Below are 12,583 nucleotides of genomic sequence, written 5' to 3' on the forward strand. Positions count from 1 at the left end.
ACGGATGGCGTAGGCCCCCGGTGCCTCCTGCTCGTCGAGGGCCAGCAACTGCCGGGGGCCTACGCCATCCGTCCCCTCACCCCGCTGTCCGAGACATCGCTACTGACGAACTCGCCCGAGGACTTGAGCCTCGGCGCCGAGCTGCGCGCCGAGCTCGCGACCGCGGACCGCATCGATCTGCTCTGCGCGTTCGTGAAGTGGTACGGCATACGGGTCCTGGAGGACGCTCTCCGCGCCGCCAAGGAACGGGGCGTACCCATCCGGGTCATCACGACCACGTACATGGGCGCAACCGACCGCGACGCCCTGGACCGCCTGGTCCGCGACTTCGGCGCGACCGTCAAGGTCAACTACGAGATCCGCTCGACCCGCCTGCACGCCAAGGCCTGGCTGTTCCGGCGCAGGACGGGCTTCGACACCGCCTACGTCGGCAGCTCGAACCTGTCCAGGGCCGCACTGCTCGACGGCGTGGAGTGGAACGTGCGCCTGTCGTCCATCGCCACGCCCGCGGTGCTGGACAAGTTCGAGGCGACCTTCGACGCCTACTGGAACGACACGGCCTTCGAGACGTACGACCCCGACCTGCACCGTGAGCGTCTGGACGGGGCGCTCGCCCAGGCGGGCGGCAGCACCCGGTCAACCGACCTGAAGATCAACCTCTCCGGGCTCGAGGTACGTCCCTTCCCACACCAGCGGGACATGCTCGAGCGGCTCAGGGTCGAGCGGGAGATCCGCGGGCGGCATCAGAACCTGCTGGTGGCCGCCACCGGTACGGGGAAGACGGTGATGGCCGCCCTCGACTACCGCAACCTGTGCGGGGAGTCGGCCACCGGGCGGCCGAGATTGCTGTTCGTGGCCCACCGCAAGGAGATCCTCAACCAGTCCCTGCGCACGTACCGGGAAGTGCTGGACGACGCCTCGTTCGGGGAGTTGCTGCACGCGGGAGAGGACCCACGCGACTGGAACCACGTCTTCGCCAGCGTCCAGTCACTCAACGTCCGACGGCTGGAGCAACTGGCCCCCGATCACTTCGACATCATCGTCATCGACGAGTTCCACCACGCCACGGCCACCACATACCGCCGGGTGATAGAGCACTTCGCGCCCAAGGAGTTGCTGGGCCTGACCGCGACTCCCGAGCGCATGGACGGGCTCAACGTCCAAGACGAGTTCTTCGAGGGGCGTATCGCGGCCGAGATGCGGCTGTGGGAGGCACTGGAGAACGACCTGCTCTGCCCCTTCCACTACTTCGGCATCCCTGACGGCACGGATCTGACGAACCTGGGCTGGCAGAGGGGCGCATACGCCGATCAGGACCTCGACAACCTCTACACGGGCAACGACGCCCGTGCCCGGATCGTGGTGAAGCAGATCAGGGACAAGGTCTCCAGCCCCGGGGGGATGCGGGCCTTGGGTTTTTGCGTGAGCAAGGCGCATGCCCGTTTCATGGCGGACTTCTTCCGCAGGGCCGGCTTCAAGGCCGTGGCACTCGACAGCGACTCAGCCCCCGACGTCCGTGTCCAAGCCCTGCGCGACCTGCGAGACCGCAGGCTCCAGGTGATCTTCTCCGTCGACCTGTTCAACGAGGGGCTCGACATTCCCGACGTCGACACCCTGCTCCTTCTCCGCCCCACCAGCAGTGCCACGATCTTCCTCCAGCAGCTCGGCCGAGGGCTGCGGCGCACCGAGACCAAGCCGGTGCTCACCGTGCTGGACTTCATCGGGCAGCACCGGGCGGAGTTCCGCTTCGAAGAGCAGTTCCGAGCTCTGACCAATCTGTCGCGGAACCGGCTGGTCGACCACATCGAGCGTGACTTCCCGCAACTGCCGTCCGGCTGCCAGATCCTCCTGGAGGGCAAGTCCAAGGAACTGGTCCTCGACAACATTCGCGCCCAACTGGGCGCCACGGTGAAGACGTTGGTGAACGAGGTCAGGGCGTACGGCACGCCGCGCCTCGCCGACTACCTCAGGGAGAGCCGCCGGGAGATCAAGGAGCTGTACAAGAGCGACAACTCCTGGACGACCGTCCTGCGCCGAGCCGGCCTCATCGAGGAGGCCGCGCCCTCGGGCGAGGCCTCACTGCTCAAGCGTGTCCACGCTTTCCTCCACGTGGACGATCCGGAGCGCGCCCAGGCGTACCTGCGCCTCCTCGGCGACGACGCACCGCCGTACGAGGCGCTGGACCCCGCCGACCAGGCCTACGCCCGCATGCTGTTCTTCAACCTGTGGGACAACGCCGGCGGATTCACGAGTTTCCAGCAGGGCCTCGCCTCACTGCGCTCACAGCGGGCGGTACGGGACGAATTGCGGCAGGTCCTGTCGTACGTCATCGAGCAGGCCGACCACTTCCCGATCCCTCTGTCCGGCAGCCTCAGCCACGTACCGCTGAAGATCCACAGCGCCTACAACCGTTCCGAGATCCTGGCCGCTCTCGGCGTCGCACGCTTCGGCGGCCAGATGCCCCGGTCCTTCGCGCAGGGCGTGCAGTGGGTCGAGGAACTCCGCACGGACGCCCTGCTCATCACGCTGGAGAAGAACGAGAAGGACTTCTCGCCCACCGTCCGGTACAAGGACTACGCGCTCAGCCCGACGCTCTTCCACTGGGAGTCCCAGAACTCGACAGCCGAGAACTCCCGCACGGGACTGCGCTACCAGCAGCACCGACGGCGCGGCAGCCACGTCGTGCTGTTCATGCGGCGCTACACGAACACCGACACAGGCAAGTCCCAGCCCTGGGTCCTCCTCGGCCCGGCAACCTACGAGACCCACACCGGCAGCAAGCCCATGGCCATCACCTGGCGCCTGGAACACCAGCTTCCGGCCGATGTGTGGACGTACTCGGCCATCACAGCGAGCTGACCGCCGACACCCCTCCAGCTACCGACTAAGGCGTGAGCCGGTTCGGGCCGCGGAAGAGGAAGGTGGCCTCGCGGATCGAGTCCAGGCCGAGCATCACCATCAGCACGCGTCCGAGGCCCTGCCAGCCGGCGGGGCATCGGAAAACGCCCTGCGGCAATTGGCGGATTTGAGCCAGGGCAGGCCGTCGTGACCAGGCACTCTGCGGCTGCCGCGTGGCGTCGGATCGGCCACTCGCACCTTGCCCTTCAGGGGACCGAAGGGCTCGGGGTGGCGCCCAAAAAGGCCTGCACCGCCTCGTACAGGCGCGTCGGCTGGTCCAAGTGGACGTCGTGCCCCGCGTCAGGGACGGTCACCAGGCGTGTCGTCCCGGGGCGGCGGGAGTGCATCTCGGTGAATTCCTCCTTCCGCATCGTGCCGTTCTCGCCGCGGACCACCAGGGTGGGACAGGTGAGTTCGGCCCACTCGGGCCAGTAGTCCCTCTTCGTCAGCTCCCGTATCGACGCGACCATGACGTCCTTGTCCACCCTTGGCCACCAGCCGTCCTCCCTCTCCTCCAGACCGCTCGCCCAGGCCTCGTGGCTGAGGAAGTCGGTGGCCGCCTCGAACGACGGGAACGGGGTCGGCCAGGAGTCCAGCCAGTTCTCGATGTCCTTGGGCACGTTCGGGGGTACGACGGCCGGGCCTGCCTCGATGAGGATCAGGGACTTCACGAGGTCGGGGTGGGCGGCGGCCAGGAGGAGGGCGGTGTGGCCGCCCATGGACTGGCCGATCACGGTGGCGGGGGCGAGGGAGAGGTCGTTGATGAGCGCTGCGGCGTCCGCCACGTGGGCCTCACGGGTCACGTCCCGGGGGCGGCGGGTGCTCTCGCCGTGGCCTCGGGCGTCGTAGGTCACCGCTCGGTGGCCGGCCGTCCGCAGTCGGGCGGCCAGGTCGTCCCATTCCCCCCTGTGGCCTGCCAGGCCGTGGAGGAGGAGAACGGGGCCGGGCGGGCCGGGCGGTGACGTAAGGCGTGGCGTGTGGTCCTCGTAGGCGAGGCTGGTGCCGTCCGCGCGGGTCACCCGGGTGGCGCCGCTGAGGGGTGCGGGGCGCCTTGTCGTCACGTTTCGCTCCGGTTGTCCTGGGGCCGGCCGCGGGCCCGGTCTGCTGCAGCCAGGATCTCGGATGGGCGCGGGTCACCGCCAGGGAGTTTCGGCTTCCTGACGGTGACCGGTGGCCGTTCGCCGGTGGCTCGTCCGGGCCGTCAGCTGACCGGGGACAGTTCCGCCCTGCCGAACAGCAGCGCGTAGCCCGGGGGGAGTTGGGCCAGGATGCGGTTCAGCAGGTCCGCGTCCAGCATGTCGGCCAGGACGCTCAGGACCGAGCTCACGTCCCAGCGGGCCGTGGCCGGCGTGGAGCCCTCGATGCGGGCTGCCGCCGCTTCGACGAACTCCGGTGCGGTGAGGGAGCGGGTGACCGGGATCTGGGAGGCGATCACCCGTGCCGCTTCCCTGGGGAGGGTTCGGGCCAGGTCCACTCGTTCCTCGCCGGTCACGTGGCCGCCCAGGGCCGAGAGGACGATGCGGGTGACTCGTTCGGCCTCCGATCTCGTCGCGTACTGGCCGGCTTCCCTCACCTTCCCGGTCAGTTCCTCCCAGCGCCGTCGTTCCGCCGCGTCGTCGCCGCGCGCGGCGCTCGCGACGCGCCTCGTCGTCTCGGCCGGTGCCGTCGTCGTGATCATTCTGCTGGTCTCCTCCGCGTGGGTCCGTCCGGACAGGGACACGTGGCTGCGTCCCGCGGGGAGTACCGAGCCCGCGGGACGCCTCTCGTGAGCCGCTTTCGCCGCGGCTGCCGGTTCAGGCGCTCAGCCGGTCAGCTGCCTGCGCCCGTTGCCGCCGCTGATCTGGATCTTGCGCGGCTTGGCCTGTTCGGCCACCGGGATGCGCAGTGTGAGGACGCCGGCCTCGTACGACGCGTCGATGCGTTCGGTGTCGAGGGTTTCGCCGAGGAACAACTGACGGGTGAAAGCGCCAGTGGGGCGTTCGGCGACGATCAGTTCGGCGCCCTCGGGGGCGGGTGACTTCCGCTCGGCACGGATGTTGAGCACGTTGCGTTCGACGTCGAGGTCGATGGTCTCGGGGTCGACCCCTGGGAGGTCGAAGTGGACGACGAAGTCGTCTCCGGAGCGGTACGCGTCCATGGCCATCGCGCCGGGTCGGGTGGGGCCGAAGACCTGCTGCGCGAGGCGGTCGAACTCGCGGAAGGGATCGGAGCGCATGAGCATCACAGGTCACTCCTCTCGTGCGGCACTGCTGTGCGATGCCCTACGACTCCTTATATAACTCGAGGACGAAAACTTGACAAGCCCAGGCTCATGTCAGAGCCGGCCTGAGCCGGAACCCGAACTCAGGCGCCAGGACCCGGTTGCCCCGGCCCCGGCTCCCCCTCCGTCCGGGCTCCGGTTCAGCCGAACATGCCCGGCTCGTAGTCGCCCGCCGGCTGCTGGACGATGACGTTCAGGCGGTTGTAGGCGTTGATGAGGGCGATCAGGGAGACCAGGGCCGCCAACTGGTCCTCGTCGTAGTGCTTGGCGGCGTTCTCCCAGGCCTCGTCGCTGACCCCGCCGGCCGCGTCCGCGATCCGGGTGCCCTGCTCGACCAGTTCCAGGGCCGCGCGCTCGGCCTCGGTGAAGACCTTGGCCTCCCTCCACGCGGCGATCAGGTTGAGACGCACCGACGTCTCACCGGCCGCCGTGGCGTCCTTGGTGTGCATGTCGGTGCAGAAACCGCAGCCGTTGATCTGGCTGGCGCGGATCTTCACCAGCTCCTGCGTCGCGGCCGGGAGGGTCGAGTCCGACAGGACCTTGCCCGCGGAGTTGATGTAGCGGAAGAACTTGTTCGCGACGGCGTTTCCGAAGAGGTTGATACGGGCTTCCATCGTGGGCTCCTTGCTCATCGTTCGTTCGTCGTTCCGGGGTTGCACAGGTACGACGGGGACCTGCCGCGGTGTGTGACAGCTCCACACGACCAGGTTGCGTGACCTGCATCACACCCCATGCACGCCGGGCTTCGCGTGCCCGAGGGCGGCCGACGGGCGTCCCGATGGGCGGGTTAGCCTCGGTTTGTTCTACGTCAACGGGAGGCCGAACGGCCTCTGGAGGCCGGGAGGCAGTGATGGCGAAGGTTGCGGCGAAGATCCCTACGGCAGTGGTAGCCGCCGGCGGGCTCGTCGGCGGGTACGGCGTGGCCCGGTGGACGAAGAAGCGGCAGCTGGGCGGAGCCGTGCTGGCCGTCGCCGGGGCGGCCGCCGCGCAGCAGTGGCGGCAGCGGGCGGGCGGGAAGGCGGCCGGGGCGCTCACCGCGGCCTACGTCGCCGCGTTCGCCGGGTCGCATCCGCTGGCCAAGAAGGTGGGCGCCTGGCCGTCCGTGTTCGGGGTCGCGGGCGCGGTCGCGCTCGCCTCCTGGGCCGTCGCCGACCGGCGCCACCCCTAGGGCCTCCCCTTCGCGCGGCTCAGACCCGCGCCGCCTGGAACGCCTTCCGGTACGCCCTCGGGCTCGTGCCCACGACGCGGCGGAAGCGTTCCCGGAAGGCGGTCGGGGAGCCGAAGCCCGCCTGCAGGGCGATGCGCTCCACGGGGTACGGCGTCGTCTCCAGCAGGTACTGGGCGCGCCGCACCCTCGCCCGGTGCAGCCACCGCAGCGGTGTCGTGCCGGTCTGCTCGCGGAAGCGGCGGTTGAGGGTCCGGGTGCTCATGCCCGCGTGGGCCGCGATCTCGTCCACGGTGAGGTCGCGGCCGCAGTTCGCCTCCAGCCACTGGAGGACCGGTTCCAGCGTGGCGCCGGCCGGTGCGGGGGGCAGGTCGTGCACGATGAACTGGGCCTGGCCGCCCTCCCGTTCCAGCGGCATGACCGACATCCGGGCCGCGTGCGCGGCGACCGCCGAACCGTGGTCCCCGCGGATCATGTGCAGGCACATGTCCAGCGCCGCCGCCGCGCCCGCGGAGGTCAGGAACTGACCGTTGTCGACGTAGAGCACGTTCGGGTCGACGCTCACCCCGGGGTACCGCTCTGCCAGGTCCCGCGCCGCCCTCCAGTGGGTCGTCGCGCGCAGGCCGTCCAGCAGGCCCGTGGCCGCGAGGACGAAGGCGCCCACGCAGATCGAGGCGATGCGGGTGCCGTTCGCCGCCGCCGCGCGCAGTGCCTCCGCGACGCCCGGCGGGAGAGGAGCCGTGGGATCGGCGACCCCGGGCACGATGATCGTGTCCGCCTCCGCCAGGGCCTTCAGCCCGTACGGCGCCCGGACCGTGAACGCGCCCGAGGCCGCTCGCACCTCCGGTGTCACCGCGCAGACCCGGACCTCGTACGCGTCCCGGCCGTCGAGGTGCGCGTCGGCGTACGCCGCCCCGCCCTCAGGCAGCTTCGCCCAGCCGAAGGTGTCGATGGGGGCGGAGAGGTCGAACGGAATCACCTGGTCCAGTGCCAGAACGGCCACGATGTGCATGAAGCCGGAGCGTAGGCGCAGCCCCCGCGGGACGGCACTGGGGGTAGCCGCAGTCTTCGGCGGCGGGACTCCGTCAGTGCTCGTCGGCGTTCGCGGCAGCCATCGGTGCTCTGCGGCGGGAATCCGTCAGTACCTGGCATTTTCGCCACTTCTTCGTGATCAGTGGTGCGCCTAGCGTCGCCGCGTGACCAAGTTCCTCCTCGCCGTGCACGTCCTGGCCGCGATCGTCGCGATCGGGCCCGTCACCGTCGCGGCCAGCATGTTCCCGCCCGCCGCCCGCCGCGCACTGGCCTCGCCGGACGATCCCGGGGCGGTGGAGACCGTGCGGCTGCTGCTGCGCATCTGCCGGGTGTACGCCGCCGTCGGCGTCGTCGTGCCCGTGTTCGGGTTCGCCACGGCGAGGAACATGGGGGTGCTCGGCGACACCTGGCTGATCGTGTCGATCGCGCTGACCGCGCTCGCCGCGCTCGTGCTCGTCGCCCTCGTGCTGCCACGGCAGGCCGCGATCGCGGAGGCGTTCGAGACCCGGGCAGCGCCGGAGGGCGGGAGCGGGGGCGTGACGGTCACCGCCGCCGCCCGCGCCACCGTCCGGCTCGCCATGGTCACCGGCCTGTTCAATCTGCTGTGGGCCGCCGTGACCGTGCTGATGATCGTCAGGCCGGGTTCGACGACGGGGGCGTGACGTCCGGGTGGCCGCCGCCCTTGCGGGCCGCCTTCGCCTTCTCCGCCACCGCCGTCAGCGGCTTGGCGATGTCCTCCAGGGAGCGCCGTTCGGCGCTGACCGCGAGGAAGGCGGCCACCAGGCCCGCGGCGCACATCAGCGCGGCGCCGATGGAGAAGGCGAGGACCGTGTCGCCGACCTTGCCGGTGCCGGTGAGGTCGGCGAAGAGCATCGGGCCGCTGATACCGCCGGCCGCGGTGCCGATGGCGTAGAAGAAGGCGATGGACATCGCCCTGGTCTCCATCGGGAAGATCTCGGAGACGGTCAGGTAGGCGCTGGAGGCGCCGGCCGAGGCGAAGAACAGCACCACGCACCAGCAGGCCGTCAGGGTTCCCGCGCTCAGCGAGCCGCCGCCGAACAGCCAGGCCGTGCCGAACAGGAGCAGACCGGACAGCAGGTAGGTGGAGGAGATCATCACCCGGCGGCCGACCGTGTCGAAGAGCTTGCCGAGCAGCAGCGGGCCCATGAAGTTGCCGACCGCGATGACGGCGAAGTAGTAGCCGGTGCGGTCGGAGGGGATGTTGAAGAACTTGGTCAGGATGGCGCCGAAGCCGAAGGTGATCGCGTTGTAGAGGAAGGCCTGGCCGATGAAGAGGGAGAAGCCGAGGACGGCCCTGCTGCGGTACTCGGCGAAGACCGTGCGGCCGATCTCGACGAAGCTCACGCTCCTGCGCTGGTGGATGGTGATCTCGCCGTGCGGCTCGGGCAGCGGCTGTCCCCTCTCCGCCGCGATCCGGCCCTCGATGTCGGCCACCACCTCCTCGGCCTCGCGGTCCCTGCCGTGGATCAGCAGCCAGCGCGGGCTCTCGGGGACGTGGCGGCGGACCAGGAGGATCACCAGCGCCAGGACCGCGCCCAGGGCGAACGTCGTCCGCCAGCCCACGTCGGCGGCCAGGATGCCGGTGTTCAGCGCGAGGATCGACAGGAGGGAGCCGCCGACCGCGCCCACCCAGAAGCTGCCGTTGATGATCAGGTCGACGCGGCCGCGGTAGTTCGCGGGGATCAGCTCGTCGATCGCGGAGTTGATCGCCGCGTACTCGCCGCCGATGCCGAAGCCGGTCAGGAAGCGGAAGAGGAAGAACCACCAGGCCTGGAAGGAGAGGGCCGTCAGGGCCGTCGCCGCGAGGTACACCGCAAGGGTGACCATGAAGAGCTTCTTGCGGCCGTAGCGGTCGGTCAGGCGGCCCCAGAACAGGGCGCCGACGCAGGCGCCCGCCACGTAGAGGGCCGCGGCCACGCCCGTGACCTGACCGGAGCTGATCGCGAGTCCGCTGCCGGGCTCCGACAGCCGGCTGGCGATGTTGCCCACGACCGTGACTTCCAGGCCGTCAAGGATCCATACGGTGCCGAGACCGATGACGATCGTCCAGTGCCAGCGCGACCAGGGAAGGCGGTCGAGCCGGGCGGGGATACTGGTGGTCACGGTACGGCCGGTGGCCGCGTCAGCGGTGGCCATGGGCTCCCTCCTCGTCGAGCGGAACGCCATGCGGGTTCCCTCTGATCGACGGGATCACGCCCGGGGCGGGGCCGACCGGCCCACCCGGTACCCAGCGACCGGCCGGCGGCCTACGCCCCCAGCACCCGCGACACCGTGTAGATCAGCAGCCCCGCCAGCGAGCCCACCACCGTGCCGTTGATGCGGATGAACTGCAGGTCGCGGCCGATGTGGGCCTCGATCTTGCGGGTGGTGTGCTCGGCGTCCCAGCTCGCCACCGTGTCGGTGATCAGGGAGGTGATCTCCTTGCGGTAGGTCGTCACCACGTACACCGCCGCGCCCTCCACCCAGCGGTCGACCTTGCCCTGCGCCTTGGAGTCCACGGCCATCCGGGCGCCCAGGGAGAGCAGGGAGGCCCGCACCCGCAGCCGCAGCTCGCTGCGCTCGTCCTCCGCCGCCGCGACGATCATGGACCGTACGGCCGTCCAGGCCGACGCGATCAGGTCCTGGACCTCGCCACGGCCCAGCACGTCGCCCTTGAGCCGCTCCACCCGCGCGCGTGTGTCGCTGTCGGACTGGAGGTCGGAGGCGAAGTCGGTGAGGAAGCGGTCCAGCGCCCCGCGCGCCGGGTGACTGGGCATGTCCCGCATCTCGGTGACGAAACGCAGCAGCTCCCTGTAGACGCGCTCCCCGACCTTGCGGTCGACGAACTTCGGCGTCCAGCCGGGCGCGCCGCCCTGCACGGCGTCCATCACGGAGTCGCCGTGCAGCACCAGCCAGTCGTGCGCACGCGTGACGACCAGGTCGACGACCCGTTTGTGGCCGCCGTCGGCGACGATCTTCTCCAGCATCTTGCCGAGGCCGGGCGCGATCTCCTGGGCGCCCGCCCGGCGAGTGATCGCCTCGCCGACCACCGCCTGCACGTCCGAGTCGCGCAGCACCGTCAGGGCGCCGCGCAGCGCGGTGGCCAGCTCGGCGGTCACCCGGTCCGCGTGCTCCGGGTGGGCGAGCCAGGCGCCCAGGCGGCTGCCGATCCCCACGGCGCGCAGCCGCTGGCGCACCACGTCCTCGGAGAGGAAGTTCTCGCCGACGAACTCACCCAGCGAGATGCCGAGCTGGTCCTTCTTGGTCGGGATGATCGCGGTGTGCGGGATGGGCAGGCCCAGGGGGTGGCGGAAGAGGGCGGTGACGGCGAACCAGTCGGCCAGGGCGCCCACCATGCCCGCCTCGGTGGCCGCGGCGACATAGCCCGCCCAGGCGCCGGCGCCCGCGTGCTCGGCCCACTTGGCGAGGACGTAGACCACGGCCACGAACAGCAGCATCGCGGTCGCTGTCAGCTTCATCCGGCGCACCCCGCGCCGGCGCTCCTCGTCGGCGGGGCTGAACACGGTCATCGCACGGTGCGAGACGGCGGCCTGCGCCTCTCCCGAGCCGGCCTGTGTCGTTTGTTCCATCCACCGTTCCATCCACTCGACCCGTCGGCTCCGCCCCGAGTCCTTCGGCTCCGTCCGAGCCGCTCGGCTCGCTCGACCCGTTCGGTTCCGCTCCGGTCCTCGGGTTCCGTTACAGTCCTTCGGCTCCGCCGCACCGGGCTTCGGGGCCACCCGTTCGATGATCGCCCACGAGTCCCGTACACAATTGTCCCTGCCTGACCGACTCCCGGAACGGAACAGAAGTTCCCGTCGTCTGTCGGAAGAGGACCGGAGCGCTGGGCTCCCGCCGCCGGAGGAGAACATCACCCGTATGACCAGGCGTCACGGCTACAGCCTGCTCGCCGCGATCGTCACGCTGATCGTGGCCGCTTCCGCCGTTCTCTACGGCGTGCTCACCTCCGACGACGGCACGTCCACCGGCGCCCTCGGCACCCGGCGCGGGAGCCACAACTCGGCCGCGCCCGCCTCCACAGGGCTCTGGGTGGGCGCCTGGGCCGCCGCCCCGGCCGCCGCCGAGCCCGGTACGGAGAGCCTCGGCATGGCGGGCCGCTCGGTGCGCAACGTCGTGCACACCGGCGTCGCGGGTACGAGTGCCCGTATCACGCTGTCCAATCTCTACGGCCAGTCGCCGCTGACGATCACGCACGCCACGATCGCGGTCGCCGCCTCCAGGGGCACCGGATCCGGCGGCACCGCCGCCGCCGCGCCGGACACGATGCGGCGGCTCACCTTCTCCGGCGCGCCGAGCGTCGTCGTCCCCGCGGGCGGCCATGTGGTGAGCGACGCCGTCCGAATAGCCGTGCCGCAGGACACGGACGTCCTGGTCACCACCTACTCCCCCACCCCCTCCGGCCCGGTCACCCTGCATCCGCACGCCCGCCAGGTCTCCTACGTCGCCCAGGGCGACCACACCGAGGACGTGACCGGCACGCCGTACACCGAGCGGACGCCGTCCTGGCGGTACCTGACCGCGCTGGACCTGCTCAGCGACCAGGCGGACGGGACCGTCGTCGTCCTCGGCGACTCGATCACCGACGGCATCACCTCGACCGTCGACGCCAACCGCCGCTGGACCGACGTCCTCTCGGAGCGGCTGCTGGCCGCCGGCGCGGAGCACCGGGACGTGCCCCGCTACAGCGTCGTCAACGAGGGCATCAGCGGGAACCAGGTGCTCGCCGACGGGCTCGGGCGGCCCGCGGACAACCCCAGCGGGCTGCACCGCTTCTCGCGGGACGTGCTCGATCGCACGAACGTGAAGGTCGTCGTCGTCGACCTCGGCATCAACGACATACTGCGCAACCGTCGGACGCCCGAGCCCGCGAAGATCGTCAACGGCCTGCGCTCACTGGTGCGGCAGGCCCACGCGCGCGGGCTGAAGGTCGTCGGCGCCACGCTGATGCCCGCCGCGGGCCACCCGGGGTGGTCGACGACGCGGGAGGCGGTACGGCAGCAGGTCAACGCCGCGATCCGGGCCGGGGACGTGTACGACGCCGTCGTCGACTTCGACCGGGCGCTGCGCGACCCGCACGACCCGCGGCGGCTGCGGGCCGCGTACGACTCCGGCGACCATCTGCACCCCAGCGACCTGGGGTTCCGCAAGATGGGCGAGGTGTTCGACCTGGGGAATCTGTGGGGGACGGTGCAGAGGGGGGTCTGAGC

General features: G+C 70.6%; 12 protein-coding genes. 4 read left to right on the forward strand and 8 right to left on the reverse strand.

The window, feature by feature from the left end; genetic code table 11:
• Nucleotides 1-2,859, forward strand: a 2,859-nt coding sequence (locus tag BZY54_RS01220) for a DEAD/DEAH box helicase (RefSeq protein ID WP_244216892.1), incomplete at its 5' end; no start/stop codon positions are given.
• A 25-nt stretch (nucleotides 2,860-2,884) separates the two neighbouring features.
• Here BZY54_RS01220 and BZY54_RS54620 read toward each other — a convergent pair.
• From BZY54_RS54620 to BZY54_RS01240, 5 genes are all read right to left on the reverse strand, one after another.
• Nucleotides 2,885-3,016, reverse strand: coding sequence for a hypothetical protein (locus BZY54_RS54620; RefSeq protein ID WP_279634624.1), 132 nt, complete (start codon nucleotides 3,014-3,016; stop codon nucleotides 2,885-2,887).
• A gap of 88 nt (nucleotides 3,017-3,104) precedes the next feature.
• Nucleotides 3,105-3,959: an alpha/beta fold hydrolase gene (locus tag BZY54_RS01225; protein WP_086722458.1), complete on the reverse strand. Its 855-nt coding sequence runs from the start codon at nucleotides 3,957-3,959 to the stop codon at nucleotides 3,105-3,107.
• Nucleotides 3,960-4,099: 140 nt separating this feature from the next.
• Entirely contained in the window at nucleotides 4,100-4,576 is a 477-nt protein-coding gene (locus tag BZY54_RS01230) for a DUF2267 domain-containing protein (RefSeq protein WP_086722459.1), read from the reverse strand.
• 123 nt (nucleotides 4,577-4,699) lie between these two features.
• Nucleotides 4,700-5,119: an Hsp20/alpha crystallin family protein gene (locus BZY54_RS01235; RefSeq protein ID WP_086722460.1), complete on the reverse strand. Its 420-nt coding sequence runs from the start codon at nucleotides 5,117-5,119 to the stop codon at nucleotides 4,700-4,702.
• Nucleotides 5,120-5,298: 179 nt separating this feature from the next.
• Nucleotides 5,299-5,772, reverse strand: a complete 474-nt coding sequence (locus BZY54_RS01240; RefSeq protein ID WP_086722461.1) for a carboxymuconolactone decarboxylase family protein — start codon at nucleotides 5,770-5,772, stop codon at nucleotides 5,299-5,301.
• A 236-nt stretch (nucleotides 5,773-6,008) separates the two neighbouring features.
• Between BZY54_RS01240 and BZY54_RS01245 the strand changes: the two genes are divergently transcribed.
• Nucleotides 6,009-6,326, forward strand: coding sequence for a hypothetical protein (locus tag BZY54_RS01245; RefSeq protein ID WP_086722462.1), 318 nt, complete (start codon nucleotides 6,009-6,011; stop codon nucleotides 6,324-6,326).
• A gap of 19 nt (nucleotides 6,327-6,345) precedes the next feature.
• Here BZY54_RS01245 and BZY54_RS01250 read toward each other — a convergent pair whose 3' ends face one another.
• Nucleotides 6,346-7,335 (reverse strand): GlxA family transcriptional regulator, encoded by a 990-nt coding sequence (locus BZY54_RS01250; RefSeq protein WP_086722463.1) that lies wholly within the window; start codon nucleotides 7,333-7,335, stop codon nucleotides 6,346-6,348.
• 184 nt (nucleotides 7,336-7,519) lie between these two features.
• Here BZY54_RS01250 and BZY54_RS01255 point away from each other — a divergent pair, with 184 nt between their 5' ends.
• A complete protein-coding gene (locus tag BZY54_RS01255; RefSeq protein ID WP_086722464.1) occupies nucleotides 7,520-8,017 on the forward strand; it encodes a DUF2269 family protein in 498 nt (165 codons plus the stop codon).
• Here BZY54_RS01255 and BZY54_RS01260 read toward each other — a convergent pair.
• The gene (locus tag BZY54_RS01260) at nucleotides 7,989-9,512 is read right to left on the reverse strand and encodes an MFS transporter (protein ID WP_086722465.1); all 1,524 of its coding nucleotides are present in this window, start codon (nucleotides 9,510-9,512) and stop codon (nucleotides 7,989-7,991) included. The genes BZY54_RS01255 and BZY54_RS01260 overlap by 29 nt on opposite strands.
• A 110-nt stretch (nucleotides 9,513-9,622) precedes the next feature.
• The gene (locus BZY54_RS01265; protein ID WP_244216893.1) at nucleotides 9,623-10,945 is read right to left on the reverse strand and encodes a DUF445 domain-containing protein; all 1,323 of its coding nucleotides are present in this window, start codon (nucleotides 10,943-10,945) and stop codon (nucleotides 9,623-9,625) included.
• A gap of 289 nt (nucleotides 10,946-11,234) precedes the next feature.
• On the opposite strand from BZY54_RS01265, the gene BZY54_RS01270 reads away from it, so the two are divergent.
• The gene (locus tag BZY54_RS01270; protein WP_086722466.1) at nucleotides 11,235-12,581 is read left to right on the forward strand and encodes an SGNH/GDSL hydrolase family protein; all 1,347 of its coding nucleotides are present in this window, start codon (nucleotides 11,235-11,237) and stop codon (nucleotides 12,579-12,581) included.
• The last annotated feature ends 2 nt before the right edge of the window (nucleotides 12,582-12,583 follow it).

Source organism: Streptomyces carpinensis, from assembly GCF_002154505.1.
Taxonomy (GTDB): Bacteria; Actinomycetota; Actinomycetes; order Streptomycetales; family Streptomycetaceae; genus Streptomyces; species Streptomyces carpinensis.

Coding starts and splice junctions, on each gene's coding strand:
- BZY54_RS01235 (WP_086722460.1), bottom strand. CDS start 5,119: ATGCTCATGCGCTCCGATCCCTTCCGCGAGTTCGACCGCCTCGCGCAG.
- BZY54_RS01230 (WP_086722459.1), bottom strand. CDS start 4,576: ATGATCACGACGACGGCACCGGCCGAGACGACGAGGCGCGTCGCGAGC.
- BZY54_RS01265 (WP_244216893.1), bottom strand. CDS start 10,945: ATGGAACAAACGACACAGGCCGGCTCGGGAGAGGCGCAGGCCGCCGTC.
- BZY54_RS01245 (WP_086722462.1), top strand. CDS start 6,009: ATGGCGAAGGTTGCGGCGAAGATCCCTACGGCAGTGGTAGCCGCCGGC.
- BZY54_RS01250 (WP_086722463.1), bottom strand. CDS start 7,335: ATGCACATCGTGGCCGTTCTGGCACTGGACCAGGTGATTCCGTTCGAC.
- BZY54_RS01240 (WP_086722461.1), bottom strand. CDS start 5,772: ATGGAAGCCCGTATCAACCTCTTCGGAAACGCCGTCGCGAACAAGTTC.
- BZY54_RS01260 (WP_086722465.1), bottom strand. CDS start 9,512: ATGGCCACCGCTGACGCGGCCACCGGCCGTACCGTGACCACCAGTATC.
- BZY54_RS01270 (WP_086722466.1), top strand. CDS start 11,235: ATGACCAGGCGTCACGGCTACAGCCTGCTCGCCGCGATCGTCACGCTG.